We start from the raw sequence: 25886 nt of genomic DNA on the forward strand, positions 1-25886 counted from the left end.
TCTAGGACGTGTGTCCCGCCACCCTTTCGAGGCCGAGGGTGCGGTGATACCATTCTGGTATGGCTATGACGGTGCGACTCCCTGCGGAACTCGATGCACGGCTCGAAGACATCGCACGAGCCCGGCACGTCTCCAAGCACGCCGTGATCATCGAGGCGGCCACCCGGTTCGCGAACAGCGAGTCCAAGACCGATCGAGTTCTGGCGCTCGCGGACGAGGTGACCGAACGCTACGGCGACGCCATCACGCGCCTCGAGGACGCCTGATCGATGACCACCGAGTACATCGAGCCCGAGCAGGCCCTCGCGCTGATCGCGAAGCTCGGCCTGCATGTGCGCGACGAGGGACTGCTCTTCTCCGCTCTGGCGCGACCTGCCGCCGGGATGTTCGGCGTCGATGCGTATCCGACCTTCGCGGAGAAGGCGGCCGCCCTGATGAGCTCCGTTGCCCAGAATCACGCACTGTTCGACGGGAACAAGCGCACGGCGCTCTATCTCACCTTCATCTTTATCCGGCTGAACGGCTACGACCTCACCTTTACGAACGACGAAGCCTTCGAGTTCGTGATCGATGTCGCGCAGAGCCGGATGGATCTCGGGGAGATCTCCCAGGTCCTCGCCGCCCACATCCGTCCGGTGGACGACCGCGGCTGACACCGAGAGCCCCGCGTGGGAGACTGAACACATCATGCGCTTCATCATCCGGGTCGTCGTCAACGCGTTCGCCATCTGGGTCGTCACGCTCATCCCCGTGCTCCAGGTCACGGTGCGCGCCTTCCCGCCGGGCGAGACGCTGCAGCTCGTCCTGACGCTCCTCGCAGTCGGAGCCCTCTTCGCGCTGGTGAACACCATCATCGGCACGGTCGTGAAGATCGTCGCCTTCCCGCTGTACATCATCACGTTCGGCCTCATCGGCTTCCTCATCAACGGCTTCCTGCTCTGGCTGACCGCCTGGATCACCAGCAGCTTCGGATGGGGCCTGACGGTCGAGTCGTTCTGGTGGGGCGTTCTCGCCGCCCTGATCATCTCGATCATCAACGGCATCTTCGGCTTCATCCTGCGCCCGCAGAACAAGCGCTCCCGCCGCGACTGACCCGTCCACCGGCGTCTGCCGACGGCGCGTGCGGCTCAGGGATCGGGGAGCACACGCTCCGCGCGGTACTCGGTGCGGTCGACGGTGACGGCGCGGTCCAGGTCCGCCCAGTAGGCGTCGAGAGCCTCCGCCCGCGGGTCGGCGGAGGCATCCACCATCGCCGCGGTCTCCATGTAGTTCTCCAGGGAGTGCGTCTCGAGCGCGAGGTCCTGGCGACCGGCGTCGGGGTCGCCCACCCGGCTCGCGGTGAAGCTGTCGGCCGAGCCTGTGCCCTCCCTCGCCCCTCCCGCGGCGAGCGCGGACACCACGTCGTCGGTGTGCCGAAGCTGCACCAGGGTGTGATCGGCGGAGAGCGTCGGCTCCACGGGGCTTCCGGCGGTGATCTGAGTCGTGACCGCGAACGGGCTCTCCATCGCCAGGTGCGCCGCGATCATCCCACCCTGCGAGTGCGCGACCACATCCACCCGATCCCCGGGTCTCGCACCGGCCGCGGCCAGGGCGTCGAGGGTCGCCTGATACGACGCGGACCGGCCCCCGGTGTAGAGCTCGATGTTCGACTTCATGTCCCACGGTTCCGTCCCGCCGGCCGTGCGGAGCGACATCGAGCGGCTGCCGGCGAGGTAGGCGACGTATCGCGGCGCCTCACCGGGCATCGTGTACTTCTCGATCGCCACCTGCGCCCCGGAGGCGGAGGGCAGGCGGCGGAGCGCACTCGCCAGTCCGCTCGGTGCGCCGGTCGGCCGCGAGCGGGAGGCCACGGAGACGCGTACCGGATCGGCCGTCGCGCCGAGCGCCATTCCCGGTCGGACGCGCCCGAGTCCCGACGTCACCCCTACGAACGCACCGCCCAGGAAGACCGGTGGGAGCAGACCGGCGGCGTCGTACTGGTCGTCGAGGCCGCGGAACCGCCGGGCATCCGCGGTCCGCTCCAGAGTGTCCGCGAGCGTTCCCACACTCCCGTCCGAGGCGAGGAGCCGCGCCAGGCGCGCCTCCACCGCGGCGGCGGCGGCCGCGTCGGTGTGCGCCAGCGCCTCCGCCCGCGCGCGCAGCTCGACGACCTCGTACGCCTCCGCCATCAGGACGAGATCGGCGGCCGTCTTCTCGACGCGGGCCGTCAGCCCGTCCAGCGACGTCGCCACGGACCGCAGCGACCAGGCCGCGGGGGCCAGCTCCGTCCACGCCGCCGTGGCGAGCAGCGCCTCCGCGCGCGCCACGGCATCGGCCACCTCCGCCAACACCGGGACGACGCCCCGCACCCGTACCGCGAGGTCGCGAAGCTGCGCCGTGTCCACGGCGATCGCGCCGCCGTGGTCGATGCTGAGCCCGCTCATGCCGCTTCCGCCTCCCTGCGGCACTGCTGCATCATGGCGCGCACCGGCGTCGCGTCCTCGGACAGCCGCCAGAGCGCCGTCCGCAGCGCCTCGACCCCCTCGGATTCCCAGGAGCACGCATCACGCAGGGCCGTCAGCACGGACGCCGCCTCGTCGAGTCGCTCCCCGGCCGCATCCAGCTCGGACAGCACTGCGGCGCGCAGCGCGGGGTCGACACCGGGAGAGAGGGCGGTGAGAGGGAAGGACGACATGGATCCACCCTTTCCCCGCCCTTCGTTCCCCGGCTCCGGATGCGCCTCACACGGGCACGGACCGTGGACAGTCGTCGCCCACACACGACGGTGCAGGAGAGTCGAAGGCGGGTCGCGATCCGGGCGGCGCTGTGCAGGAACCGCATCGACCGGCAGAATGGATCCGTGACAGCCCGAGATCCCTTCCGCGTGATCTTCGTCTGCACCGGCAACATCTGCCGCTCCCCCATGGCGGAGGCCGTGTTCCGGGACCTCGCGGAACGGCAGGGTCTCGGTTCCCGGATCGTCTCCCGCAGTGCGGGCACCGGGGACTGGCATCTCGGGGAGCGCGCCGATCACCGCACCATCGATGCGCTCGCCCGTCGCGGCTACGACGGCTCGCTCCACCGCGCCCGCCAGTTCACCGCCGCGTCCTTCGCCGAGAACGACCTCGTGGTGGCCCTGGACCGCACGCACGAGCGCATCCTCCGCGAATGGGCCAGAGACGAGGACGAGGACGGCAAGGTGACCCTCCTCCTCGCCTTCGATCCCGACGCCTCGACCCACGACGTCCCCGACCCCTACTACGCGGGCCCGGAGATGTTCGATTCGGTGCTCGGTATGATCGAGACGGCGACTCGCGGCTTGTTCCGCCAGCTCGAACCGGCCCTGCGCCTGCCCCGCACGCCCCGAACCTTCGGGGCCTGATCAGGAGGATTCCCCTGACTTTCCAGCCTTCGCTCCCGCCGCAGCCCCTCAGCCCCCTCGACGGCCGCTATCGCGGCGCCGTCACCGGGCTCGCCGACTTCCTCTCCGAGGCCGGACTCAACCGCGCCAGGGTCGAGGTGGAGGTGGAATGGCTGATCGCCCTCACCGACCGCTCGCTGTTCGAGACGAGCCCCCTGTCGGACGACGACAAGGAGCGCCTGCGCGCGCTCTACCGCGACTTCGGGCAGGCCGAGATCGACTGGCTCGCCGAGAAGGAGGCCGTCACGCAGCACGACGTGAAGGCCATCGAGTACCTCGTGCGCGACCGGCTCGCCACGCTCGGCCTCGACCACATCGCCGAGCTGACGCACTTCGCGGCGACGAGCGAGGACATCAACTCCGCGTCCTACGCGCTCACCGTCAAGCGCGCCGTCGAGGAGGTCTGGCTCCCGGCTCTCGACACCGTGATCGCGAAGCTGCGGGAGCTCGCCGTCGAGCACGCCGACGCCGCCATGCTCTCCCGCACGCACGGGCAGCCCGCCACGCCCTCGACCATGGGCAAGGAACTCGCGGTCTTCGCCTGGCGCCTCGAGCGCGTGCGCAGCCAGATCGCCGGCTCCGAGTACCTCGCGAAGTTCTCCGGAGCGACCGGCACCTGGTCCGCTCACCTCGCGGCCGACCCGGACGCCGACTGGCCGACCATCGCCCGCGAATACATCGAAGGGCTCGATCTCGGGTTCAACCCGCTGACGACGCAGATCGAGTCGCACGACTGGCAGGTGGAGCTGTACGACCGCGTGCGTCACGCCGGCGGTATCCTGCACAACCTCGCGACGGACATCTGGACCTACATCTCGCTCGGCTACTTCGCGCAGATCCCGGTCGCCGGGGCCACCGGCTCGTCGACGATGCCGCACAAGATCAACCCGATCCGCTTCGAGAACGCCGAGGCCAACCTCGAGATCTCGGGCGCTCTGCTCGCCTCACTCGGCCAGACCCTCGTCACGAGCCGCCTGCAGCGCGACCTCACCGACTCCACCACGCAGCGCAACATCGGCGTCGCATTCGGGCACTCGCTGCTCGCGCTCGACAACCTGCGCCGCGGCCTGAACGCGATCTCGCTGTCGCGCGACGTGCTGCTCGCCGACCTCGACGTGAACTGGGAGGTGCTGGCCGAGGCGATCCAGACGGTGATCCGTGCCGAGGTCGTCGCCGGCCGGTCGAACATCCAGGACCCGTATGCGCTCCTCAAGGAGCTCACGCGCGGACACCGGGTGGGCGCCGCCGACCTCGCCGAGTTCGTGCAGGGCCTGGAGATCGGCGACGCGGCCAAGCAGCGGCTGCTCGCACTGACCCCCGCGACCTACACCGGTATCGCGGAGCGCCTCGCCCGCTGAGCCCGGGGAGCTAGGAGCCGGACTCCCCGGAGTGCTCCTCGACGCTGTCCTTCGGCATGAACGCGGCGGCGATCAGGGTGAGCACGGCGGTCACGGCGACCGCGACGAACACCCACACCGACGCGTGGATGATCGTGTCGGGGTCGTCGGGTCCCGCGCCCTGCGCGATGACGGCGTTGGAGATCGCCCCGAACACCGCCACCCCCACGGCGCTTCCCGCGGACCGTGCGAACGCGTTCATCCCGGTCACCGCTCCGCGCTCGCCCCAGCCGACCGAGGCCTGAGCGGCGATGAGGGTCGGCGCGGCACTCCACCCGAGCCCGAAGCCGAGGAGGAACGCGATGCCGGCGACGACGAACGGGTTCGGCCAGGAGGCGACGGCGGCGAGCGCGACGGCGGCGACCGTGGTGATGCTCATGCCGATCAGGGTGGTGCGGCGGAAGCCGATGCGCAGGTACAGCCGGCCGGCGTTCGCGGCGGCGAGCGGCCAGCCGAGGGTCAGAGCAGCCACCGCGAGACCTGACAGCAGCGGAGCGATGCCGATGGACCCCTCGAGGTAGGCGGGGGCGAAGCTCGTCACCCCGAGCATCAACGCCCCGATGCCGAGCGACACGATGGTCGTCGTGAGGATGAGCCGACGTGTGACGAGGCGCAGATCGACGATCGGCTCCGCGACCCGGCGCTCGACGAACCCGAAGGCCACCAGCGCGACCACCCCGATACCGAAGCAGAGGGCGCTCGGCACCGACAGCCAGGCCCACGCGTTCCCACCCTCCAGCATGCCGAGGATGAGCGCGGTCAACCCGATCGTGAGCAGCACCGCTCCGCCGTAGTCGATGCTGTGCTTCTGCGTCTGCTTCTGCTCCCGGTAGGTGCGCAGCAGCATCCACCCGGCGATCAGACACAGCGGGACGTTGATCCAGAAGATCCATCGCCAGGCGTCGAGCTGCGCGAAGATCCCGCCGAGCGCCGGGCCCACGACCGAGGAGATGGCCCAGACGCTCGCGACGTATCCCTGCACCTTGGCGCGTTCGGCGACCGTGTAGATGTCGCCGACGATGGTCATCGACATCGGCGCGACGGCACCGGCGCCGATGCCCTGGATGATGCGGAACACGATCAGCGCCGGCATGCTCCAGGCGAACCCGCAGAGGATCGATCCGAGCAGGAACAGGGCGATGCCGAGCAGGATGATCGGCTTGCGGCCCACCGTGTCCGCGAAGCGGGAGTAGATGGGCACGCTGACGGCCTGCGCCAGGAGGTACACGGAGAACAGCCACGGGAACTGCTGATAGCTGCCGAGGTCGCGCACGATGCTCGGGACAGCGGTCGCGAGGATGGTCGCGTCGATCGCGATGAGGCCGGTGGCGAGCATGAGCGCGCCGAGGATGGGTCCGCGCTCCGACCGGAGTCCGATGGAGGCGCGGTCGACGGAGGCAGTCACTCCAGGGACAAGCGGAAGGACCTCACCGATATTCCGCCCGTATGACGGATCAGGTCGAGGCGGGGCGTCCCGGCTCGTCGGTGGTGCCGTCACCCTTGCCGTCGTCCTCCGCGTCATAGAGCACGGGACGGTCGATGGTCTTGGTGACGTCGGCGGGGTCGATCGCGAGCATCAGCATCGCGAGGATCAGGAGCGTCGCGATGAAGGCGCCGCCACCCACGACGAGGCTCAACGCCACGGGGGTGAGACCCTCGTAGGTGCCGTTCGCGATGGCCGTGTTCACGCGGAGGGTGAACGCGCCGGTGGAGACGAGAGTGACCACCATGGCGAACACGCCGCAGCCCAGGGCGATGCCGAGCAGGTGGAGGGGACGCAGGATGTCCCGTCGGGTGGGCTTGTCGTCGCTCATCTCTCTCCTCCGTGCTCCACAGGAGCCGCATCGTTCTCGGGGGCGGGAGCGACGTCATCGGCGTCCGCACGCTTCGGGGTGAGGCCGGCGATGCCGAGGAAGACGGCGACGATGGCCGCATACCCTCCGAACATCCCCACGCCGAGGATGATGCCGGACAGCTGGAACGTGCCCGCCTTCTCGATCGTGTACTCCTGGACGAAGCCCGAGGGGATCAGCAGCAGGACGACGGCGAGGAGCAGCCCGAGAGCCCCGACGGTGATCGCGTCGGTGGCGAGCGCTCCCCCGGCACGGCGGGCCCGGATGCCGGCGAGCAGCTCGAGGCCACCGCTGAGCACGCCCCAGGTGATGAGGACGATGAAGAACATGTCGTCGGTGCGCCACGCGGGCACACCGCTCGCCATACCCGCGATGACGCTGACGACCGCGAGGAGTATCGCCGCCCAGCGCGACCCCGCGGGGAGGACGAGCCAGGCCGCGAGGATGTGCACGAGGGCGGTGACCAGAGCGAAGCCGCTGAAGACGGCGAGACCGACCGCGGCGGAGTGATCCGAGGAGAAGGTGATCATCAGGGCGGCGACGGCCGCGAACAACGCGCGCAGCAATTGCACGTGGCGCATGGTGAACGCGCGAGCAGGGGCAGACATAACGGCCAGATCCTCCGGGGTTTCCCCCAGTCTACGCGGGGCCGAGAGCCGCACGCGCCCGGGGATGCTCGTGAAGCCCGGCGGATCTCCCCAGATCGATTGCCGGGCTTCACGACATACGCAGCAAGGGGGGCATCACTGCGTCGGGCCGCTGTCGCCGGGTCGGGCACCCTCCCCGCGACATCGCAGCCCCGTGACCCACATGCCCACCTGGTCCCCTGAGGTGCGCGCGTGCGGTCTTATGCTCACTGTAGAGGTGTGTTCTTCACATACCGGGCGGGGGCTGTGATGGGTTTTGGGGACGGCGAGAGGAGAGCGGCGACGCCGGACGCGTTCGCCGCGGCACTGCGCGATGCGATCAATGCGAGACCGGTGACGCTGTCGTGGTTGCAGCGGCAGCTCCGCGACCGGGGCAACCGCGTCTCGATGGCCACGCTGAGCTACTGGCGCTCGGGGGCCCGTCGCCCGGAAGGACCGCAGTCCCTCGCCGCCCTCGCCGACATCGAGGACCTGCTGTGCCTCGAATCCGGGGCGTTGAGCCGTCTCCTCCGTCCGCACCGCACAGGACCCCTGGGACCGCAGGGGTTCCCGCTGGAGCAGGTCGACATGGAACGGGCCGTCCGCGAGGTCTACGCCGCCCTCGGCGCCACGTACCCGGACCCGTCGCGGGAGCTCACCGTCCATTCCGTCACGGACGTCGACGCCGACGGCGAGGTGTCCTCCTGCCTCACCCGCAGCATCGTGCAGTCGACGAGCGGCGTGATCACCGCCATCCCCGTCCTCGACCTCACCCCCGGCGTGCCCGGGCCTCCGCCGCGGCTCACGGCCGTGGCCGGCGGACGGGTCACCGCGCGCTACTCCCACCCGAACGGCGAGGCGCACGGTGCGCTGATCGAACTCGACGTCCCGCTCGCAGCCCCGGACACCGCGGTGCTCGAGTGGTCGGTGCAGTACGAGCCGGGCCACCCGTCGGATCGCGAGACCGGACACGCCCTGTCCCGCCAGGCCCGGGAGGTCCTGGTGTGGACGCGCTTCCACCCGGATGCCGTCCCGGACTGGTGCGACGAACTCGTCGAGACCGCCGGAGGCACCGTCGTCACCGCGCTCCCCCGACCACGGGGCACGTCGGTGCATCAGGTCCGTCGGGCGTTCGGCCCCGGCGCCCTCGGTCTGCGCTGGGGGTACGGTCCTCGCGGGGGCGATCAGCCCGGCTGATCCCCCGTCGCGACCGGCCGCCCCGGGGTGTTCGACCACTGGCTCCAGGAGCCGGGGAAGACCTTCGCCGGGATGCCGACCTCGTGGAGCACCAGAGCCGTGTGCGCCGCCGTGACTCCCGACCCGCAGTAGGCCGCCACCGGCGTCTCCGGGGTGACCCCGACCTCGGCGAGCGTCGCCAGCACCGTGTCACGGTCGCGGATGCGCCCGTTGTCGTCGAGGTGCCGCGTGGTGGGGAGGTTCCGGGCGCCGGGGATGTGCCCGGCGATCGGGTCGAGCGGCTCGGTCTCGCCGCGGTAGCGCTCCGGGGCGCGGACGTCGAGCAGCACCCCGGTCTCCGGGAACGCCTCCGCCTCATCGATCGAGAGGGCGTCCTGGCCCGGATCCGCGAGGACGACATCGCCGGTCTCCGGCACGACGTCGTCGGTCGCCAGGTCGTATCCGGCCGCGGTCCACGCGCGCAGCCCGCCGTCGAGCACCCGGACGTCGACCCCTGCCTGCCGCAGCAGCCACCACGCCCGGGCCGCCGCGAGTCCCTTGGTGTCGTCGTAGGCGACGACCGTGTCTCCCTGCCGCACACCCCATCGCCGGGCCGCCGCCTGCAGGGTCTCCGTCGAGGGGAGCGGATGGCGGCCCTCGGTCGGTGCCCCGGGTGTGGAGAGCTCCTGATCCAACGACGCGAACACCGCGCCGGGGATGTGGCCGGAGCGATAGTCGCCCGGGCCCGCCTCTGGGCGGTCGAGGCGCCAGCGCACGTCGATGACCCGGATCGGGGCGCCGTTCTCGAGGAGGTCGTGGAGCTCGGTCGCGGTGACGAAGTGACTCATGGTGCGAGGCTACCGAGTGCGCGGCGCTCCCCGTCTGCCTCCGTCACGGACGGACACGGTCATCGCCTCCCGACGGTTGCGGGAATAGCCGCGCGTCTCCGGCGTTTCCCCTCACATGATTGAAACTTCAACGGTCGCCGCGGAGCGCACCCGCGTGCGGGTGCCCCTGCGCTTCGCGGACGGCTTCGGCACGACGGCCGACGTCGTGACCTTCGACGGACTCGTGGACGGCCGCGAGCACCTGCTGCTCGGCCTCGGCGACTGGCAGGCCGCCCTCGATCGCGCCGTCGACGGCGGGGTCGCGCCCCTCGTCCGCCCGCACAGCGAGTGCCTCACCGGTGACGTGTTCGGCTCGGAGCGCTGCGACTGCGGACCGCAGCTGCGGGAGGCCGTGGAGCGGATCGCCGCGGAGGGCGGCTTCCTCCTCTACCTGCGGCAGGAGGGCCGCGGCATCGGGCTCTACGCCAAGCTCGACGCCTACGCGCTGCAGGACGCCGGGCTCGACACCTACGAGGCGAACGTGGCCCTCGGCCGCGGCGAGGACGAGCGGGACTACACCGTGGCGGCCCAGATGCTGCGAGCGCTGGGCGTGGACCGCATCCGCCTGCTCAGCAACAACCCCGACAAGGCCGCGCAGCTCGACGGGCTCGGAATCCAGGTCACCGAGCGCGTCCGCACCGAGGTGCACCTCTCCGCAGCCAACTCGCGCTACCTCCAGGCGAAGCGCGACCACACGGCCCACACGATCGACCTGACCGCGGCGTGACCTCCGAGGAGCACGACATGAACGAGGCGCGGCACCCGCGGCGGCTCGACGACGGCGAGCTCGCGACCTGGCTGCCGATCATCCGGTTCGTCCAACTGCTGCCGCAGGTCCTCGACCGGGCGCTGAAGGACGAGGTCGGGCTCAACCACGCCCGCTACGCGATCCTCGTCACCCTCGCCGGCCAGGGTGAGGACGCCGTCACCATGACCGAGCTCGCGCGCATCGCCGGACTCAGCCGGTCGCGCCTGAGCCACGCCCTGGACTCGCTGGAGGAGCGCGGGTGGGTGGAACGGACCTCGTGCAGCACGGACAAGCGCACCCTCTCCGCGACGCTGACCCCGGCCGGACGGGACATGCTCCGCGCGGCCGCACCGGTCCACGTGGCCCAGATCCGCGAGCTCATCCTCGACCCGCTGTCCGCGGAGGATCGGCAGCGGCTGCAGGACATCCTGGGGGCGCTGCTGCCGGGAGTCACGGCCGCGCTCTGAGCCGCGTTCTGCTCTGAGCAGAACGTCTCGATCGCCCCGCGGGCGGCGGCTTATCGTGAGGCATGGCCGACATCGTCCCGTTCCCCCGCGCCCCGCATCCCGTCCGTCCGCCGTCCAACGGACCCGAACCGCTGTGGCGCGAGATGCTCGGCGATCAGCTGCGACGGCGACGCCATGACCGCGGGGAGACACTCAGCGAGACCGCGGAGAAGGCCGGGGTCTCGCCGCAGTACCTCTCCGAGGTCGAGCGCGGCCGGAAGGAGCCGTCCAGCGAGATGATCGCCGCGATCGCCGGCGCGCTGGAGGCCACTCTCGTGGAGCTCACGAGCGCGGTCGCCGAGGAGCTCCGTCAGGCCGCCCCCGCCGCGGCTGCGGTGTCGACCTCCCGCGGCGCCTTCGCTCTGGCCGCCTGACCCCTTTCACCTGCACGACCGGAGTCCGGGTGCACGACGGATCCCGGAAATCCGTCGTGCACCCGTCACCTCATCGTGCATCCGGATCACGGGGACCGAGCACGGTGTCGATGAGGCCGTACTCGAGAGCCGCGGCGGCGGCGAAGACCCGGTCCCGGTCGGTGTCGACGCGGAGCTCCGCGAGCGCGCGACCGCTGTGCCGGGCCAGGATCGACTCCATGTCGGCCCGCACCCGCACGACCTCGTCGGCCGCGAGGATGAGGTCCGGGATGGCTCCGCGTGACTGCCCGGCCGGCTGATGCAGCACGATGCGCGCGTGGGCGAGGGCCGCTCGCTCCCCCGGCGCCCCCGCCGCGACGAGCAGCGCCGCCGGACCGATGGCCTGCCCGACGCAGGTCGTCGCGATCCGCGGGCGGATGTGCTGCATGGTGTCGTAGATCGCCAGCGCGGCACCGGGATCCCCGCCCTCGCTGTTGATGTAGAACTGGACGCCGGTCTCCGGGCTGTCCGCGTCGAGGTGCAGGAACTGCGCGATGAGGGCGTTGGCCACCCCCGCGTCGATCCCGGTGCCGAGGTAGATGACGCGCTCGGCGAGCAGATGCGAGTAGACGTCCATCACCCGCTCACCCCGCGGGTGCTGCGCGATGACGTGGGGGATCGTGTAGCTGCTCATACGTCCGCTCCCAGTCCGACCCGCGCCCGACGGCGGGGCATGATCTCCGCCGCGGACTGCACGATCTCGTCGATGAACCCGTAGCCCTGCGCCTCGGCCGCGGTGTACCAGCGATCGTGGAGGGAGTCCTCGAAGATCCGCGCGAGGGGCTGGCCGGTGTCGTCGGCGATGAGGCCGAGGACGGTGTCGCGCATGTGCCGGAGGTCGTCGGCCTGCGCCTCGATCTCCACCGCCGATCCGCCGATCCCCGCCGAGCCCTGGTGCATGAGGATCCGGGCGTGCGGGAGAGCGCGCCGCTTGCCCTTCGTCCCCGCGGAGAGCAGGAACTGTCCCGCGCTGCAGGCGAGGCCGAGGGCGAGGGTGGAGACGTCGTTGGGGATGAGGTGCATGAGGTCGCGGATCGCCAGCATCGACGGCACAGAGCCGCCTGGCGAGTGGATCCAGAGGGCGATGTCGGTCGTCGGGTCCTCCGCGGCGAGGCCGAGGAGCTGGGTCATCAGAAGGGTGCCGTTGTCGTCGTCGAGGGCGCCGTCGAGGACGAGCACCCGTTCGTGGAACAGGGCGCGCCGGGCCTCGGGGCCGAACTGCGGGAGAGGGGTGTCTTCGCTCATGTCCCCAGCATCCGGCTCCGGTCATGACCGCGGGAGCGAATCCGCCCGGAGCAGATCCGCTGTGAGCGGCGGCGCGTGCACCCGTCCGAAAACCCGGCGTAACACCGCCGACGCACGAGCCGCCTAGCCTCGGGGCATGGCGAAACAGAAAGCACCGGCATGGCAGTCCGAGGACGGCCTGAACTTCCGCACCCGCAAGTGGGTGCGCCCGGAAGACCTCAACGCGAACGGCACGCTGTTCGGCGGGAGCCTGTTGAAGTGGATCGACGAGGAGGCCGCGATCTACGCGATCGTGCAGCTCGGCAACTACCGCGTCGTCACCCGGCACATCTCCGCCATCACGTTCGAGGCGTCGGCGGTGCAGGGCGACCTCATCGAGATCGGGCTGCAGGCCACCCGCTTCGGGACGACGTCGCTCACGATGCGGGCCGTCGCGCGCAACATGATCACCCGCAAGCGCATCCTCACCATCGACGAGATCGTGTTCGTCAGCATCGGCGAGGACGGCCTGCCGACCCCGCACGGTTACGACGAGATCACCTACGATCGCGACCGCATGCCCACCGAGCGCATCGCCACCGGCACGATCCCCCTCCCGAAGCGCTGACCTTCACTCGCCGACCCACCCCCTTGCGGTCGACCCACCCCCATAAGTGACGCACTTTGCGGGGTGGGTCGCGCGGAAGGGGGTGGGTCGAAGATCAGCGGTGGGCGACGCGGTGGCCGATCCAGAACCCGATCGCGATCAGGCCGACGAGACCGATCCCGAGGATCCACGGGAGCAGAGAGGGCGCGGCGCCCGCCGTGGCCGTCGCGAGGGTGCCCGAACCGTCGGCGATACGTCCGTTGCCGGCCGCGAGGTCGGCGGCACCGGCGTCGAGCCTCGCGCCTCCGCTCGCAAGGGCCCCGGAGCCCTCGGCCACCGCGTCGGCGCCGGTGCGGAGTTCGCTCATCCCGGATCGGAGGTCACCGGCACCCGACTGCAGCGCGCCGACGCCCGTGGCCAGAGACCCGGCACCGTCGTCGAGCCGCGCCGCGCCGGCGCTGAGCTCCGCGGTGCCGGAGTACAGCGACGACGCCCCGGTCGAGAGGGTCTGCAGCCCGGACGAGAGATCCGCCGCACCTGCCGCGAGCCGGGAGGTGCCGTCCTGCAGCGTCTGCGCTCCGGCCACCAGGGCGGGAGCGCCCTTCGGGGAGACCAGCACCACCGTCCCCGGCCAGCCCTTCGAGGGGTCGCCGTTGATGAGCGCACCGACGCCCGCCGTGACGCGTGCGGAGCCGTCGGCGGCGCCGATGAGTCCCTGTGCGAGGCCCGGAGCAGCCGCGGCGGGGCCGGCCAGCGCGCCGACCTGCTTCTCGACACCGGCGGCGAGCGTCGCGAGCTGCTGGAGCTGCACGTCATCAGGGTGTGCGGCGAGGAGACCTTGCAGACCGGCGGCGAGCGTCCGCGCATTGCCGGGAGCGCTCGTGGCGACGCCCGTCAGCAGCGTCTGCGTGTCCGGATGGGCGAGCTTCTGCACGTCGGCGCTCACTCCGGCGCGCAGCGTGGTGCTCAGAGTCGTCGCGCCCTCGAGCACGCCGTTCGCGTACCGGTGCGCGCCGTCGACGCCCGCGGCGAGCGTGGTCGCTCCCGCGACGAGCTCTCGGGCCCCGGCATCCGCCGCCGCCATCTTCGCCGCGAGCGCCTGCGACCCGGCGAGCGCCGTCTGCGCTCCGCCGCTCACTCGTCCTGCACCGTCGAGAGCGGTGGCGGCTCCCGCCGCGAGGGTTCCGGCGCCCTCGGCGAGCGTCGTGGCGCCCGCGGCGGCCGTCGTCGCCCCGTCGCTCAGCTTCTCGGAACCCTGCTGCGCCGTCGCCGTGCCTGCCGCGAGATCCTGCGTGCCCGCGGCCAGGTCGTCGGCTCCCGCGGCGAGGTCGGAGGCACCGGCGGCGAGGTCCGCGGATCCGCCCCGCGCGGTGGTCGTGCCGTCCGCGAGCTCCGCGGCCCCAGCGGAGACCTTGCTCATCGTGGCGAAGAACAGCAGCACCATCGCCGCCAGCAGAAGACTGAGGACGATCACGGCGATGCGCATGCCGAGGCCGTGCGCGTGGGTCTTTTCACTCGTCATTGAGGACTCCCGAGGTCAGTGGCGTCGTTGCCACCCGCGACTGTAGGCCCGCCCTCTCCGCGACCCCCCGGTTTTGCCGTCAGGTACCAAGTCCCACCTCAGTCGAGACTCAGTTTCTTGTCGTCCTCACACAATCGCCGACCCGGCCCCCTACGTGCGAGCCACCCCCATATGTGACGCACTTTCCGGGGTGGGTGGCACGGAAAGGGGTGGGTCGGCGAGAGTGGCGAAGGTGTTCGCGAGGTCGGCGAGGAGATCGTCGACGTTCTCGAGGCCGATGGACAGGCGAAGGACGTCGGCGGCGGGACGCGCGTCCGCGGGGACCGGGCGGTGCGTGAGCGCGGCAGGGTGCTGGATGAGGGAGTCCACACCGCCCAGTGACACCGCATGCGTGAAGAGGCGGGTCGCCCCGGCCACCGCCGCGGCTGCCGCATAACCGCCTCGGAGCCGCAGGGCGATCATCGCTCCCGGCCCGCGGAGCTGGCGTTCGAGGATTCCGCGCGGATCCCCGTCGAGCCCGGGATAGAAGACCTCGGCGACCTCGGGCCGATCGACCAGCCACTGCACGATGCGACGAGCGCTCTCCTGCTGGTGCCGCACGCGGACCGGCAGGGTCGTGAGACCGCGGTGCAGCAAGTACGCGCCGAGCGGGTGCAGGAGCCCCCCGGTCACCGCACGCACGCGGCGCAACGCCTCCGCGGTCCTCTCGTCACAGGCGACGACGCCGGCGATGACATCACCGTGGCCGCCGAGGTATTTGGTGGCGCTGTGCAACGACATCGCCGCGCCGTGGTCGATCGGGTTCTGCAGCACGGGGGTCGCGAACGTGTTGTCGACGACCACCGGCACGCTCCCCGCCTGCCGCACGACCTCGGCGATGTCCGCGACCTCGAGGGTCGGGTTCGCCGGCGTCTCCACGACGACGAGTCCGGTGTCGGCGCGCAGCGCGGCGGCGACCTCGTCGGGACGGCAGTACGTCGTCTCCACACCGAGCAGACCCGACCCCAGCAGGTGGTCGGTCCCTCCGTAGAGCGGACGCACCGCGACGACGTGCCGCGCCCCCGTGGCACCGGTGTGCGCGAGGATCACGGCGGTCATGGCCGCCATCCCGGAGCCGAAGGCGACGGCGGCTTCAGCGTGCTCGAGCTCGGCGAGGGCGTCCTCGAAGCGCGCGACCGTCGGGTTCCAGAGGCGGGCGTAGACCATGCTGCCGTCCTGCGGCGGACGACCCCCCGTGGCCATCGCCTCGTACGAGTCCCCGCCGCGCTCGACGTCCGGCAGCGGGTTGGTCGTGGAGAGGTCGATCGGCAGGGCGTGGACCCCGAGCGCCTCGAGGTCGGCTCGGCCGCTGTGGACGGCGACGGTGTCGGGATGCAGCGGTGCGGTCATCCCTCCACGGTGACCGAATCACGACGTTCTCGCTGATCTTCGACAGAACAGCTCGCCGAATCCGGGATTCTCGCTATTCTGTGCAACATCCGGTCGTACCGAGGAGGACACGTTGGCGAAAGCGCAACTCGACGAGATCGACCTGGAGCTGCTCGCGGCCCTGAGCCGCGATGCGGCCGTCACCAACAAGGCGCTGGCTCATCGGCTCGGCCTCGCGGAGTCCACCTGCGCCCACCGGATCCGCGGCCTGCGGGAGCGTGGAGTGATCCGCGATACGCGCGTCCGCCTCGACGGGTCCGCTCTCGGCTACCCGCTGCAGGCGATCATCAAGGTCCGGCTCGCTCACCACACCGGCCCCAAGGTCACGGCGCTCTTCGACGCGCTCGTCGCGATCCCCCGGGTGCTCCAGGTGTTCCATGTCGCCGGGGTGGACGACTTCCTGGTGCACGTGGCCGTGCAGGATGCGACCGCCCTGCGCGACATCGTGCTCGAGCACATCACCGTGCACCCCGTCGTCCGCGGCACCGAGACCCAGCTCGTGTTCGAGCTCCGCGACGGCACGGGTTTCCTCCCCCGCTGAACGAGGGGGCAGGATGGAGGGACGCCGTTGCAAAGGAGCACCATGAGCCGTCGTGCCACCCCCGCCACCGAAGCGATCCGCGGGATGAGGGACCTCCTCTTCACGCACGCCACGGACTACGACGCCGCACGCCGCGAGTTCGCCTGGCCCGACCTGACCGCCTTCAACTTCGCGCTCGAGTGGTTCGACGTCATCGCCGGCGAGAACCCCGATCGTCCGGCCGTGCAGATCGTCGAGGCCGACCTCAGCCTCCGGTCCTGGACGTACGGGGAGCTCTCCGCGCGCTCCGATCAGGTGGCCGCCTGGCTCCGCAGCCTCGGCATCAGCCGGGGCGACCACGTGATCGTCATGCTCAACAACACGATCGAGCTGTGGGAGGTGATGCTCGCGATCACGAAGTTGGGCGCGGTGTCGATCCCGACCTCGACGCTGCTGTCGGCCTCCGACCTCGCGTACCGCATCGAGCACGGCCGCGCCGGCGCCGTCGTCACCCTCGGCGCCCTGGCCGACCGCCTCGAAGGGATCGCCCCCGCGGTCCTGCGCATCGGCGTCGGCGCATCGCTGCCTGCGGACTGGAAGCGGTTCTCGGACGCCGCCACGACCACGGAGGAGTTCATCCCGGACGGCCCGACGCCGGCCGGCAACACGGCCCTGCTGTACTTCACCTCCGGCACGACGAATCGCCCGAAGCTCGTCCAGCACACCCACGTCTCCTACCCCGTCGGCCACCTCTCCACGATGTGGTGGCTCGGGGTGCGCCCGGACGACGTGCACCTCAACATCTCCTCCCCGGGGTGGGCCAAGCACGCCTGGTCGAGCTTCTATTCCCCCTTCCTGGCCGAGGCGACCGTGTTCGTGTACAACTACGACCGCTTCGACGCGAACACGCTCATGGAGGTCATGGACACCCACCACGTCTCGACCTTCTGCGCCCCGCCCACGGTCTGGCGCATGCTCATCCAGGCCGACCTCTCCCGGCTCGCGCACCCTCCGCGGGAGCTCGTCGGCGCCGGCGAGCCGCTGAACCCCGAGGTCATCGACCGGGTGCGCGAGGCGTGGGGCGGCACGATTCGCGACGGCTTCGGTCAGACCGAGATGACGGCCTGCATCGGCAACTCCCCTGGCCAGACGGTCAAGGTCGGGTCGATGGGCCGTCCGCTGCCCGGCTACCCGGTCGTGCTGCTCGACCCGTCGACGGGCGAGGTCGTGGAGGACGAGGGCGAGATCGCGCTCGACCTCGCCCAGCCGCCGCTCGGCCTCATGGCGGGGTACTACGACGACCCGGAGAAGACCGCGGAGTCGCGGGCCGGGGGCTTCCACCACACCGGGGGACATCGCCGTGCGCGACGCCGACGGCTATTTGACCTACATCGGACGCTCCGACGACGTGTTCAAGGCCTCCGACTACAAGATCTCGCCGTTCGAGCTCGAGTCCGTGCTGCTGGAGCACGACCTCGTGGTCGAAGCGGCCGTCATCCCCAGCCCCGACCCGACGCGCCTCGCGGTGCCGAAGGCGTACGTGTGCCTGACACCGGACGCGGGCGCGGACGAGGCCGCCGCCGCGCGCGCCGTGTTCGGCTACGCGCACGAACGGCTGTCCTCGCACCTGTGGGTGCGGATCATCGAGTTCGTGCCCGAGCTTCCGAAGACCATCTCCGGGAAGATCCGCCGCGTCGAGCTGCGGGCACGCGAGAGCGCCCGCGTGGCGGCGGGCGACGAGGCGCGTCAGCACCGCGACCGCGACTACCGCTGAACGCTAGGAGACGACGGCGACCGGCGCCGTGGGCGTCGCGGTCGAGCCGGTCTTGAGCGTGGCCGTCGTCGTGGTCGCCGGCGCCGGCTTCACGCGCGCGGCCCGGCGTCGCGACTCGAAGCCGCCCGCCGTGAGCATCGCGCGCACGATCCCGCCGATCACGAGCATGCCCCCGAGCGACGCGCCCGCCGCGATCAGCGGAAGCCACTGATTCGCGAAGCTCGCGGTGAAGCTCATCAGCGCGCACACGATCCACAGTCCGACCGCGCCTCCCGCGAGCCCCCCGGCTCCACGGATGATCGCGATCGCGGCCACGATCGCGCAGACCGCGGCGAGCGCCGCACCCACGTATCCGATCGGTACCAGAATGGCGGCCAGATCTCTGGCCACTCCCAATGTCGTCATGACGACCCCCCGTCCGGCGGAACCCCTCCGCACCTTCGACATTAGAAGTGTCTCTCCGGAAGGCCATCCGTCTCAAGTCCGATCCGGGTCATCCTTCCGGTGGATATCGCGGATCAGCGCCGGACCGGCCACCGCAGCCGGCGCGGGCGCACGACGCGGACCGGGCGGGTGACGACCGCGTCGACCACCATCGAGCCGTCGGTGGGGCCGACGATCGCGATCGCGGAGGTCTCGGTGGCCTCGGTCGGGGCCACGGGCTGGGTCGCCAGCGCGCGATGCGCCTTGACGTAGGCCGGCACGAGGAGCACGATCGCGCCCACCCAGGCGAGCGGGTTGCTGAGGGCCACGCCGTCGAACCCGATCATCGCGCCGAGGACCACTGCGGCGACGACGCGCATCACGAGCTCGATCACGCCGGTGACGGTCGGCACCAGCGTGTGGCCGAGCCCCTGGAGTGCGCCGCGGAGCACGAAGAGCATGCCGAGCGCCCAGTAGCCGCAGCCGTTGATGATGAGCATGCGGTGCGCCATGGCGACGACGTCGTCCGAACCGTCACCGACGAACAGCCGGACCATCGGCGCGCCGAACGCGATGAGCAGCCCGCCGAGGACGATCGCCGCGGCGACCGCCATCCAGGTGGCCTCGACCACGCCGCGCCGGATGCGGTCGGGGCGACGGCCGCCGTGGTTCTGCGCCGCGTACATCGACACGGCGAGCCCGAGCGAGGAGAGCAGGGCGACCGCCAGGCTGTCGACCCGCGACGCCGTCGTGTACGCGGCGACGGCGTCAGCTCCGAGCGTGTTGAGGGCGACCTGCACCGTGAGGGTCCCGATCGCGATGATCGAGGCCTGGAAGCCCATGGGGAGGCCGAGGCGCAGGTGGTCGGCGATGTCCGTGCGGGAGATGCGCCAGTCCGAACGACGCAGGTGCAGCATGGGCAGCCGCCGGCGCACGAACTCCAGGCAGAGGATCACCGACACGGCCTGTGCGACGACGGTCGCGAGCGCGGCCCCGGCGACGCCCCACTCCAGCGGACCGACCATGAGCACGACGAGGCCGACGTTGAGCGCGCAGGAGACCGTGAGGAACACCAGCGGGGTCTTCGAGTCGCCGATGGCGCGGATGATGGCGGAGAGGTAGTTGAAGAACATCGTCGCGCCCGCGCCGAGGAAGCTGATCTGCGTGAACACCGTCGCCTCGGCCATGAGCTCGGGCGGCGTCTGCAGCAGCGTCAGGATCGGCCCCGCGATGAGCGGCGCGACCACCGTGAGGACCACGCTCGTGATGCCGCTGAGGAGCACACCCGTCGCGACCGAGCGGCGCACGGCGGCGTCGTCGCGCGCACCGAAGGCCTGGGCGATGGGGATCGCGAAACCGCTCGTCAGACCCCAGGCGAAGCCGAGGAGGAGGAAGAGCAGGCTGCCCGTCGCGCCGACGGCGGCGAGCGACTGGACGCCGAGGTGTCGTCCGACGACGATCGCGTCGGCGAACTGATAGAGCTGCTGCACGACGTTGCCGAGCAGGAGCGGGATCGAGAAGGCGAGGATGACGCGCCACGGACGGCCCGTGGTGAGGGTGGTGGCCATGAAGGAAGGGGCTCGCAGGGAAGGAGGGATGGATCGGGGGTGCGCTTAGTTTATCGAATCGTTTCGGGCGAAGGGAACACGCGAATGCCGAAATGCCGGTCCACGCCCGTCGATTTCGGCCTGGCACATCCCGGTGGTTACTCTGCATCAGTCGACGACGACCGGAGGAGAAGAGCGTGACGAAGCAAGACACGGGGGCCATCCGCCAGGGGCAGACCGGAGCCGGAGGCGAGGAGCACCTGCGGCGCGCGCTCAGCAATCGGCATATCCAGCTGCTCGCGATCGGCGGGGCGATCGGCACGGGCCTGTTCATGGGCAGCGGCAAGACGATCTCGGTCGCCGGCCCCTCCGTGATCTTCGTCTACATGATCATCGGGTTCATGCTGTTCTTCGTCATGCGGGCGATGGGCGAGCTGCTGCTGTCGAACCTCAAGTACAAGTCGTTCAGCGACTTCGCGAGCGACCTCCTCGGCCCCTGGGCGGGCTTCTTCACCGGCTGGACGTACTGGTTCTGCTGGGTGGTCACGGGCGTGGCCGACGTGATCGCGATCGCCGGGTACACCGACGCCCTGATCCCCGGCGTCCCGCTGTGGATCCCGGGTCTCCTCGTGGTCGTGATCCTCCTGGCGCTCAATCTGCCCACCGTCGCCGCCTTCGGCGAGATGGAGTTCTGGTTCGCACTCATCAAGATCGTCGCGATCGTGGCGCTCATCGTCACCGGTCTCGTCATGATCCTCACCGGCTTCTCCCACGACGCCGGCACCGCGAGCTTCTCGAACCTGTGGGAGCACGGCGGCATGTTCCCGCACGGCTTCCTCGGATTCGTCGCCGGCTTCCAGATCGCGGTGTTCGCGTTCGTCGGGATCGAGCTCGTCGGCACCGCCGCCGCGGAGACCAAGGACCCGGAGCGCAACCTCCCGAAGGCCATCAACGCCATCCCGATCCGGGTCCTGCTGTTCTACGTGGGCGCGCTCATCATCCTCATGGCCGTCACGCCGTGGACCGAGTACGTCGCCGGTGAGAGCCCCTTCATCGCGATGTTCGCCCTCGCCGGACTCGGCATCGCCGCCACCGTCGTCAACCTCGTGGTGCTCACCTCGGCGATGTCCAGCGCGAACTCCGGCATCTACTCCACGTCGCGCATGGTGTTCGGCCTGGCGCAGGACGGCGACGCCCCCCGGTTCTTCGGCCGGCTCTCCAAGCGCCGCGTGCCGCAGAACGCGCTGTTCCTGTCCTGCATCCTGCTGCTGTCCGGCGTCGTGCTGCTCTACGCGGGCAAGGACATCGGCACGGCGTTCGAGATGGTCACCACCGTGTCGGCCGTGTGCTTCATGTTCGTGTGGACGATCTTCCTCTGCAGCTACCTCGTGTACCGGCGCCGGCGTCCGGAGAAGGCGGCGACCTCGGCGTTCAAGATGCCGGGCGGCGTGTTCATGGTGTTCGTCGTGCTCGCGTTCTTCCTGTTCATCCTCTGGGCGCTGACCACCCAGCCGGACACCCTGATCGCGCTGCTCGTGACGCCGATCTGGTTCGCGATCCTCATCGTGGCGTGGCTGTTCGTCCGGAAGTCGCCGCACCACCTGGAGCGTCACGCCGCGCACATCGCCTACCTGCGCGACGACACGATCCCGGCCGACTGAGGCGTCAGGCCACCGACTCGAGGGTCGCGGGCCCGGTGGCCGCGACCTTCGGCGCGAAGACACGAGGGCGGAGCGCGAGGAACAGCAGCACCATGCCGGCGGCGAGCAGCATGTGCCCGACGCCCGCGATGCCGGCGATCATCTTCGTGGAGTCCTGCCCGAGCACCGTGAGGCAGCCGTGCCAGACGAGCATCGCGGAGGTCAGCACGAGACCGGCGGTGTAGGTCCAGAAGAACCAGCCGAACAGGCGGCTCTCGGAGAGCGCGAATGCCTTCTCCAAGAGCATCACCACGAGGAAGACGACGAAGCCCAGCACGAGCAGATGCGTGTGCACGAGTCCGAGCTGCGTCGGCGCCCCCTCGGGGAAGCCGTTGATCTTGGTGAACTCGCGGTAGAAGAGTCCGGAGGCGACGCCCACCAGCATGGAGGCGAACGCGGCGGTGAAGAGCCTGCGCATGGGAGTCCTTTCTGTCTGCCTCCAGCCTCGCCGGGGAGCCGTCGCCGCGGATCCATCGAACGGTGGAGACCGCGGGCGTCAGAGCAGACCGGACTCCCTGGCGATCGCGACGGCCTTCGCGCGGCTGTCGGCCCCGAGCTTCTCGAAGACGTGGACGAGGTGGGTCTTCACCGTCGCCTCCGTGACGAACAGCGCCTTCGAGATCTCCCGGTTGGAGGCCCCGGTGTCGAGCAGCCGCAGCACGTCGAGCTCGCGCCCCGTGAGCTGCACCCGCGGGGCGCGGAGGGCGCGGCCGACGCGCGCCGTGAGCTCCGGCGTCAGCGCCTGCCCGCCCGACGCGGCCTGTCGCACGGCACGGACGATGTCCTCCGGGTCGATGTCCTTGAGCAGATACCCCGCCGCCCCCGCCTCGATCGCGCCGAGGATCTGGGCGTCGCGGTCGAACGTCGTGAGGATGAGCACCGCCGGCGCCGGGTCGAGCGCCCGGAGCGCCGCCGTCGTCTGCACGCCGTCCATCCCCGCCCCCAGACGCAGATCGCAGAGCACGACGTCGGGACGGAGGTGCCGGGCGAGCATGACCGCCTCCTCCCCCGACGCCGCCTCACCCACGACCTCGGCGTCGTCGCGGCGGTCGAACAGCGAACGCACGCCGGCCCGCACGATCGGGTGGTCGTCGACGAGGAGGATCCGCACCGGGGTCACGACCGTCCTCCGAGCGGCAGGTGGGCGGAGAGCGCGGTGCCGTCGCCGGGGGCGCTCTCCACGTCGAGACCGCCGCCGAGCTCGCGCAGTCGGGCGCGCATCGCCCGCAGACCGTAGCCGCCGCCGGGCCCCGCCGACTCCAGCCGGGACGGATCGAAGCCGCGGCCGTCGTCGACCACGTCCAGCCGCACGGCGTCGCCGGCGTCCGCGAGGGTCACCACCACCCGGGTCGCGGCGGCATGGCTGCGCACGTTGGCGAGTGCGGACTGCGCCGTCCGCAGCAGGGCGACCTCGGCGTCGAGGCCGAGTGCGGGGAGTTCCTCGTCGGCGTGGAGGGTGGCCGCGATCCCGGTCTCGGCGCTCAGGCGCTCGAGCATCCGGGCGAGGGCGTCGCTCAACGCGGAACCGTCGAGCTCGGCGGGCATGAGGTCGTCCACGATGCGCCGGGCGTCGGCGAGCCCTTCCGCGGCGAGCGCCCCGATCTGCCCGAGCGCCTGCTCCCGACCGTCCTCGTGCTCGGCCGCCGACCGCGCCAGCAGGACGATGGACGACAGGCTCTGGGCGACCGTGTCGTGGATGTCGCGGGACACCCTGGTGCGCTCGGCGGCGGCGCCGGACTCCCGCTGGGTCCGGGCGAGCTCGTCCTGGAGGGCCGCCATCTCCTGCTGCGTCGCGACGAGGGAGGCGATGAGCCGCCGCCGCTCGCGCCCGTCGCGGACCAGTTCCAGGTAGCCGCGGGAGATCCCGAGGGCGAAGATGCCGCCCACGAGCGGTCCGATGACGTTCGCGTACGTGGTCGTTCCGGTGTGCAGCAGCGGCGCGACGACGACCACGGCGAGGATGAGGATGCTGAGCGGTACGGCCCATCGCAGCCGGAGCAGGAAGCCGGCGAGCAGCCACAGCGAGAACGCGAGCCAGACGAATTCCGGCGACAGCGCCACCGCCCCCAGCCAGATGGCCGTGAGCCCCAGCAGCCAGCCGGCGGCGAGCGCGCGGTCGTCCGTGCGGGAGGAGAGCAGGAGTCCGCCGCCGTACCAGCCGAGGAAGGCGAGGGCGGTCGCGAGCAGCCACGGCACCGGGATCCCGTCGGCGAGGGAGCGCACGACGCCGACGACGGTGAGCACGACCGTGATGACGGCCTGCCCGATGCGCAGCGACGTGACCAGGCGTCCCCAGGAGCGCGTGCGTGCTCCCGTCCGCCCTCCGGGGAGGTCGGGCTCGGCGGTGTCTCCGGTCGGCATGCTGACATTCTCGTCCGCCGGGCCGCGGTCCGCCTCCATCGTTCGGTCGAGCCGCTTCGAATCGCCCGATTGGCGGCATCCGGCCCCGATCTGGGACCAATCGGGCGATTCGAACGGAGGTATCGTGGGGCCGATGTCGACACCGCACCCGTTCCCGGCGACGATCGCGGCGGCCGTCGACCACGAGCTCGTCATCCGGAAGTCGCGCTTCCTCACGCACGTCGCACCGGTGTCGACGGTGGCTGAGGCGGAGGCCGTCATCGCGGCGATCCGGAAGCGCGCCTGGGACGCGAACCACAACTGCACCGCGATGGTGACCGGCCTGCACGGGGATCAGGCGCGCTCCTCGGATGACGGCGAGCCTTCCGGCACAGCCGGCGTCCCGATGCTCGAGGTCCTCCGGCGGCGCGGCCTCACGGACGTCGTGGCGGTGGTGACCCGGTACTTCGGCGGGGTGAAGCTCGGGGCGGGCGGCCTCATCCGCGCCTACTCCACGGCCGTGTCCGAGACGCTCGATCGTGCTTCGCTCGTCCGTCGCGAGGCGCTCACCCAGGCGACCGTCGAGGTCCCGCACGCCGAGGCCGGCCGCTACGACAACCTGCTCCGCGACTGGGCGGCGTCCCACGGGGCCACGCTCGGCACGCCGACCTACGGGGCCTCCGCGCAGCTCGAGCTGTGGGTGCCCGCCCCCGCGCTTCCGCGCCTGACCGCCGACCTCGCCGCCGCGTCCGGGGGCGCCGTGGCCCCGGTCGCCGGGATCGAGCGGATCGTCGACGTCGCGGACTGAGGCTCCCGGCGGCCGCACACCGTCCGCCGGATATCCTGGACGCCGCGGTCGCGGAAGGAGAGCGATGTTCGACAGTCCGCTCTCGGCCTCGCCGTACGAGATCCTCGGCGTGGATCCGGCCGTCGACGACGCCGAGCTCCGGCGGGCGTATCGGCTGCGGCTGCGGCAGACCCACCCCGACACCGGCGGCGACGCGGCCGTGTTCATCCAGGTCCAGCGCGCCTGGGAGCTCATCGGCACTGCGGAGGACCGTGCCGCGTACGACCGCCGCGCGGGCCTGACCGACGACGGCGGCGAGTGGAGCGGCTGGCGCCCCCAGACCGTGCGCACCGACACCCGGCCGCGCGCCCGCTCCTACGGACACCCCGGGGGCTGGCGGCGAGAGCGCTACCTCTCCCTCATCCGCGAGTGGGCGGGGCACGGGGTCGAGGTCCCCGATCCGTATGCCCCGGCTCTGGTCCGTGCCGCCCCGCGCGAACTCCGGCGGCTGCTCGCCGATGCGCTCGCGGAGGAGGCCACGGCCCGCACGGTCTCCGACCTCGGCATGGGCTTCACGGTCTGGCACGACGTCGCCGCCGGGCAGACCCCGGAGGACAAGCTCGACCACGTCGTGCTCAGCCCCTCCGGCCTCTACGGCATCATGTCCGAGGACTTCGGCGGGGTCGTGGGCTTCCGCCGCGGGGAGATCACCGGTCCGAGCCTCGGCACCCGCGCGCCCGTCACAGCCGCCCTCGCCCGGATGCGCGCGGTGGCGAAGGCCGCGAAGGTGAAGTTCGGCGGCGCGATCGTGGTGCTCCCCGACGACGACCTCGCCCAGGCCGTCACGCCGCTCGGCAGCAGTCGCGGCGTCCCGGTCGTGGTGGTCCGACGCAGCGCGCTGGCGATGGTGCTGCGGCAGGGCGTCCCCGGGGCGCGGGCCATCGGGGGCAACGAGCTGTTCGATGTCCGCACCCGTCTCCAGCAGACGGTCCGCTTCGTCTGAAGGCC

General features: G+C 71.1%; 29 protein-coding genes and 1 pseudogene. 15 read left to right on the forward strand and 15 right to left on the reverse strand.

Features of this window, described 5'->3' with window-relative positions:
* The first annotated feature begins 59 nt into the window (after positions 1-59).
* From RI211_RS16400 to RI211_RS16410, 3 genes are read left to right on the forward strand one after another with little or no spacing between them, the layout of a single operon-like run.
* Positions 60-266, forward strand: a complete 207-nt coding sequence (locus RI211_RS16400; protein ID WP_101847995.1) for a ribbon-helix-helix protein, CopG family — start codon at positions 60-62, stop codon at positions 264-266.
* Positions 267-269: 3 nt separating this feature from the next.
* Positions 270-653, forward strand: a complete 384-nt coding sequence (locus RI211_RS16405; protein WP_315636696.1) for a type II toxin-antitoxin system death-on-curing family toxin — start codon at positions 270-272, stop codon at positions 651-653.
* 34 nt (positions 654-687) lie between these two features.
* Complete coding sequence (locus RI211_RS16410) at positions 688-1092, forward strand: phage holin family protein (RefSeq protein ID WP_187662697.1); 405 nt, start codon at positions 688-690, stop codon at positions 1090-1092.
* 35 nt (positions 1093-1127) lie between these two features.
* Here RI211_RS16410 and RI211_RS16415 read toward each other — a convergent pair whose 3' ends face one another.
* The gene (locus tag RI211_RS16415) at positions 1128-2423 is read right to left on the reverse strand and encodes a hypothetical protein (RefSeq protein WP_315636699.1); all 1296 of its coding nucleotides are present in this window, start codon (positions 2421-2423) and stop codon (positions 1128-1130) included.
* Positions 2420-2674 carry a hypothetical protein gene (locus RI211_RS16420; protein WP_315636701.1) on the reverse strand — a complete coding sequence of 85 codons (255 nt, stop codon included), beginning with the start codon at positions 2672-2674 and terminating at the stop codon, positions 2420-2422. Before RI211_RS16420 ends, RI211_RS16415 begins: the two co-directional genes overlap by 4 nt.
* A gap of 165 nt (positions 2675-2839) precedes the next feature.
* Here RI211_RS16420 and RI211_RS16425 point away from each other — a divergent pair, with 165 nt between their 5' ends.
* On the forward strand, positions 2840-3361 hold the full coding sequence (locus RI211_RS16425) for a low molecular weight protein-tyrosine-phosphatase (protein ID WP_187662700.1): 522 nt from the start codon (positions 2840-2842) through the stop codon (positions 3359-3361).
* Positions 3362-3375: 14 nt separating this feature from the next.
* Positions 3376-4758, forward strand: a complete 1383-nt coding sequence (gene purB / locus RI211_RS16430; protein ID WP_315636841.1) for an adenylosuccinate lyase — start codon at positions 3376-3378, stop codon at positions 4756-4758.
* A gap of 10 nt (positions 4759-4768) precedes the next feature.
* Here purB and RI211_RS16435 read toward each other — a convergent pair whose 3' ends face one another.
* Genes RI211_RS16435 through RI211_RS16445 form a run of 3 tightly spaced genes read right to left on the reverse strand, consistent with a single transcriptional unit; the run spans position 4769 to position 7258 of the window.
* Positions 4769-6202 (reverse strand): MFS transporter, encoded by a 1434-nt coding sequence (locus RI211_RS16435; protein WP_315636704.1) that lies wholly within the window; start codon positions 6200-6202, stop codon positions 4769-4771.
* 49 nt (positions 6203-6251) lie between these two features.
* Positions 6252-6611 carry a hypothetical protein gene (locus tag RI211_RS16440; RefSeq protein ID WP_187662702.1) on the reverse strand — a complete coding sequence of 120 codons (360 nt, stop codon included), beginning with the start codon at positions 6609-6611 and terminating at the stop codon, positions 6252-6254.
* Positions 6608-7258, reverse strand: a complete 651-nt coding sequence (locus RI211_RS16445; protein WP_315636706.1) for an acyl-CoA synthetase — start codon at positions 7256-7258, stop codon at positions 6608-6610. Before RI211_RS16445 ends, RI211_RS16440 begins: the two co-directional genes overlap by 4 nt.
* Positions 7259-7546: 288 nt before the next feature.
* Between RI211_RS16445 and RI211_RS16450 the strand changes: the two genes are divergently transcribed.
* Positions 7547-8473 (forward strand): hypothetical protein, encoded by a 927-nt coding sequence (locus tag RI211_RS16450; protein WP_268776915.1) that lies wholly within the window; start codon positions 7547-7549, stop codon positions 8471-8473.
* On the opposite strand, the gene RI211_RS16455 is transcribed toward RI211_RS16450, so the two are convergent.
* Positions 8461-9300 carry a sulfurtransferase gene (locus RI211_RS16455; protein ID WP_187662705.1) on the reverse strand — a complete coding sequence of 280 codons (840 nt, stop codon included), beginning with the start codon at positions 9298-9300 and terminating at the stop codon, positions 8461-8463. The two genes, RI211_RS16450 and RI211_RS16455, sit on opposite strands and share 13 nt — an antisense overlap.
* Before the next feature lie 115 nt (positions 9301-9415).
* Between RI211_RS16455 and RI211_RS16460 the strand changes: the two genes are divergently transcribed.
* From RI211_RS16460 to RI211_RS16470, 3 genes are all read left to right on the forward strand, one after another.
* Complete coding sequence (locus tag RI211_RS16460; RefSeq protein WP_268776914.1) at positions 9416-10066, forward strand: GTP cyclohydrolase II; 651 nt, start codon at positions 9416-9418, stop codon at positions 10064-10066.
* Between the two features lie 17 nt (positions 10067-10083).
* Positions 10084-10554, forward strand: coding sequence for a MarR family winged helix-turn-helix transcriptional regulator (locus tag RI211_RS16465; protein ID WP_187662707.1), 471 nt, complete (start codon positions 10084-10086; stop codon positions 10552-10554).
* Between the two features lie 62 nt (positions 10555-10616).
* On the forward strand, positions 10617-10967 hold the full coding sequence (locus tag RI211_RS16470; RefSeq protein WP_315636708.1) for a helix-turn-helix domain-containing protein: 351 nt from the start codon (positions 10617-10619) through the stop codon (positions 10965-10967).
* A 70-nt stretch (positions 10968-11037) separates the two neighbouring features.
* Here the strand turns inward: RI211_RS16470 and RI211_RS16475 are convergent, their stop codons facing one another.
* Positions 11038-11640, reverse strand: coding sequence for a ClpP family protease (locus RI211_RS16475; RefSeq protein WP_315636711.1), 603 nt, complete (start codon positions 11638-11640; stop codon positions 11038-11040).
* On the reverse strand, positions 11637-12251 hold the full coding sequence (locus RI211_RS16480) for a ClpP family protease (RefSeq protein ID WP_315636713.1): 615 nt from the start codon (positions 12249-12251) through the stop codon (positions 11637-11639). Before RI211_RS16480 ends, RI211_RS16475 begins: the two co-directional genes overlap by 4 nt.
* A 136-nt stretch (positions 12252-12387) precedes the next feature.
* Here RI211_RS16480 and RI211_RS16485 point away from each other — a divergent pair, with 136 nt between their 5' ends.
* Entirely contained in the window at positions 12388-12858 is a 471-nt protein-coding gene (locus RI211_RS16485) for an acyl-CoA thioesterase (protein ID WP_081811533.1), read from the forward strand.
* Between the two features lie 94 nt (positions 12859-12952).
* Here the strand turns inward: RI211_RS16485 and RI211_RS16490 are convergent, their stop codons facing one another.
* Both RI211_RS16490 and RI211_RS16495 read right to left on the reverse strand, forming a co-directional pair.
* Positions 12953-14359, reverse strand: coding sequence for a hypothetical protein (locus RI211_RS16490; RefSeq protein ID WP_315636714.1), 1407 nt, complete (start codon positions 14357-14359; stop codon positions 12953-12955).
* A gap of 150 nt (positions 14360-14509) precedes the next feature.
* Positions 14510-15748, reverse strand: a complete 1239-nt coding sequence (locus RI211_RS16495; RefSeq protein WP_315636715.1) for a trans-sulfuration enzyme family protein — start codon at positions 15746-15748, stop codon at positions 14510-14512.
* Between the two features lie 112 nt (positions 15749-15860).
* On the opposite strand from RI211_RS16495, the gene RI211_RS16500 reads away from it, so the two are divergent.
* A complete protein-coding gene (locus RI211_RS16500) occupies positions 15861-16328 on the forward strand; it encodes an Lrp/AsnC family transcriptional regulator (RefSeq protein WP_025102769.1) in 468 nt (155 codons plus the stop codon).
* A gap of 42 nt (positions 16329-16370) precedes the next feature.
* A pseudogene (locus tag RI211_RS16505) lies at positions 16371-18081 on the forward strand (AMP-binding protein).
* A gap of 3 nt (positions 18082-18084) precedes the next feature.
* Here RI211_RS16505 and RI211_RS16510 read toward each other — a convergent pair.
* Complete coding sequence (locus RI211_RS16510) at positions 18085-18486, reverse strand: hypothetical protein (RefSeq protein ID WP_187662715.1); 402 nt, start codon at positions 18484-18486, stop codon at positions 18085-18087.
* A gap of 113 nt (positions 18487-18599) precedes the next feature.
* Positions 18600-20072 carry an MATE family efflux transporter gene (locus tag RI211_RS16515; RefSeq protein ID WP_259952644.1) on the reverse strand — a complete coding sequence of 491 codons (1473 nt, stop codon included), beginning with the start codon at positions 20070-20072 and terminating at the stop codon, positions 18600-18602.
* Between the two features lie 176 nt (positions 20073-20248).
* On the opposite strand from RI211_RS16515, the gene cycA reads away from it, so the two are divergent.
* Positions 20249-21712, forward strand: coding sequence for a D-serine/D-alanine/glycine transporter (gene cycA / locus RI211_RS16520; RefSeq protein WP_259952645.1), 1464 nt, complete (start codon positions 20249-20251; stop codon positions 21710-21712).
* 4 nt (positions 21713-21716) lie between these two features.
* Here cycA and RI211_RS16525 read toward each other — a convergent pair whose 3' ends face one another.
* The 3 genes from RI211_RS16525 to RI211_RS16535 all read right to left on the reverse strand — a co-directional run bounded on the left by RI211_RS16525 (position 21717) and on the right by RI211_RS16535 (position 24112).
* Positions 21717-22169, reverse strand: a complete 453-nt coding sequence (locus RI211_RS16525; protein WP_187662717.1) for a DUF2871 domain-containing protein — start codon at positions 22167-22169, stop codon at positions 21717-21719.
* A 78-nt stretch (positions 22170-22247) separates the two neighbouring features.
* Positions 22248-22871 carry a response regulator gene (locus RI211_RS16530; protein ID WP_315636717.1) on the reverse strand — a complete coding sequence of 208 codons (624 nt, stop codon included), beginning with the start codon at positions 22869-22871 and terminating at the stop codon, positions 22248-22250.
* Positions 22868-24112, reverse strand: a complete 1245-nt coding sequence (locus RI211_RS16535; RefSeq protein WP_315636718.1) for a sensor histidine kinase — start codon at positions 24110-24112, stop codon at positions 22868-22870. The genes RI211_RS16530 and RI211_RS16535 overlap by 4 nt, the downstream gene beginning before the upstream one ends.
* A gap of 133 nt (positions 24113-24245) precedes the next feature.
* Between RI211_RS16535 and RI211_RS16540 the strand changes: the two genes are divergently transcribed.
* Together RI211_RS16540 and RI211_RS16545 are read left to right on the forward strand one after the other, a co-directional pair.
* A complete protein-coding gene (locus tag RI211_RS16540) occupies positions 24246-24899 on the forward strand; it encodes an IMPACT family protein (protein WP_315636719.1) in 654 nt (217 codons plus the stop codon).
* Positions 24900-24963: 64 nt separating this feature from the next.
* A complete protein-coding gene (locus RI211_RS16545) occupies positions 24964-25881 on the forward strand; it encodes a J domain-containing protein (RefSeq protein ID WP_315636720.1) in 918 nt (305 codons plus the stop codon).
* Positions 25882-25886: the final 5 nt, after the last annotated feature.

This window comes from Microbacterium meiriae (assembly GCF_032364335.1).
GTDB classification, from domain to species: domain Bacteria; phylum Actinomycetota; class Actinomycetes; order Actinomycetales; family Microbacteriaceae; genus Microbacterium; species Microbacterium meiriae.

Excerpts from the sequence above, each read along its gene's own strand:
- RI211_RS16510 (WP_187662715.1), bottom strand. The coding sequence starts at position 18,486 with ATGACGACATTGGGAGTGGCCAGAGATCTGGCCGCCATTCTGGTACCG.
- RI211_RS16480 (WP_315636713.1), bottom strand. The coding sequence starts at position 12,251 with ATGAGCGAAGACACCCCTCTCCCGCAGTTCGGCCCCGAGGCCCGGCGC.
- RI211_RS16400 (WP_101847995.1), top strand. The coding sequence starts at position 60 with ATGGCTATGACGGTGCGACTCCCTGCGGAACTCGATGCACGGCTCGAA.
- RI211_RS16415 (WP_315636699.1), bottom strand. The coding sequence starts at position 2,423 with ATGAGCGGGCTCAGCATCGACCACGGCGGCGCGATCGCCGTGGACACG.
- RI211_RS16515 (WP_259952644.1), bottom strand. The coding sequence starts at position 20,072 with ATGGCCACCACCCTCACCACGGGCCGTCCGTGGCGCGTCATCCTCGCC.
- RI211_RS16495 (WP_315636715.1), bottom strand. The coding sequence starts at position 15,748 with ATGACCGCACCGCTGCATCCCGACACCGTCGCCGTCCACAGCGGCCGA.
- RI211_RS16460 (WP_268776914.1), top strand. The coding sequence starts at position 9,416 with ATGATTGAAACTTCAACGGTCGCCGCGGAGCGCACCCGCGTGCGGGTG.
- RI211_RS16410 (WP_187662697.1), top strand. The coding sequence starts at position 688 with ATGCGCTTCATCATCCGGGTCGTCGTCAACGCGTTCGCCATCTGGGTC.
- RI211_RS16525 (WP_187662717.1), bottom strand. The coding sequence starts at position 22,169 with ATGCGCAGGCTCTTCACCGCCGCGTTCGCCTCCATGCTGGTGGGCGTC.
- RI211_RS16450 (WP_268776915.1), top strand. The coding sequence starts at position 7,547 with ATGGGTTTTGGGGACGGCGAGAGGAGAGCGGCGACGCCGGACGCGTTC.
- RI211_RS16465 (WP_187662707.1), top strand. The coding sequence starts at position 10,084 with ATGAACGAGGCGCGGCACCCGCGGCGGCTCGACGACGGCGAGCTCGCG.
- RI211_RS16455 (WP_187662705.1), bottom strand. The coding sequence starts at position 9,300 with ATGAGTCACTTCGTCACCGCGACCGAGCTCCACGACCTCCTCGAGAAC.
- RI211_RS16490 (WP_315636714.1), bottom strand. The coding sequence starts at position 14,359 with ATGACGAGTGAAAAGACCCACGCGCACGGCCTCGGCATGCGCATCGCC.
- RI211_RS16485 (WP_081811533.1), top strand. The coding sequence starts at position 12,388 with ATGGCGAAACAGAAAGCACCGGCATGGCAGTCCGAGGACGGCCTGAAC.
- RI211_RS16540 (WP_315636719.1), top strand. The coding sequence starts at position 24,246 with ATGTCGACACCGCACCCGTTCCCGGCGACGATCGCGGCGGCCGTCGAC.
- RI211_RS16420 (WP_315636701.1), bottom strand. The coding sequence starts at position 2,674 with ATGTCGTCCTTCCCTCTCACCGCCCTCTCTCCCGGTGTCGACCCCGCG.
- RI211_RS16475 (WP_315636711.1), bottom strand. The coding sequence starts at position 11,640 with ATGAGCAGCTACACGATCCCCCACGTCATCGCGCAGCACCCGCGGGGT.
- RI211_RS16405 (WP_315636696.1), top strand. The coding sequence starts at position 270 with ATGACCACCGAGTACATCGAGCCCGAGCAGGCCCTCGCGCTGATCGCG.
- RI211_RS16470 (WP_315636708.1), top strand. The coding sequence starts at position 10,617 with ATGGCCGACATCGTCCCGTTCCCCCGCGCCCCGCATCCCGTCCGTCCG.
- RI211_RS16535 (WP_315636718.1), bottom strand. The coding sequence starts at position 24,112 with ATGCCGACCGGAGACACCGCCGAGCCCGACCTCCCCGGAGGGCGGACG.
- RI211_RS16445 (WP_315636706.1), bottom strand. The coding sequence starts at position 7,258 with ATGTCTGCCCCTGCTCGCGCGTTCACCATGCGCCACGTGCAATTGCTG.
- RI211_RS16440 (WP_187662702.1), bottom strand. The coding sequence starts at position 6,611 with ATGAGCGACGACAAGCCCACCCGACGGGACATCCTGCGTCCCCTCCAC.
- RI211_RS16545 (WP_315636720.1), top strand. The coding sequence starts at position 24,964 with ATGTTCGACAGTCCGCTCTCGGCCTCGCCGTACGAGATCCTCGGCGTG.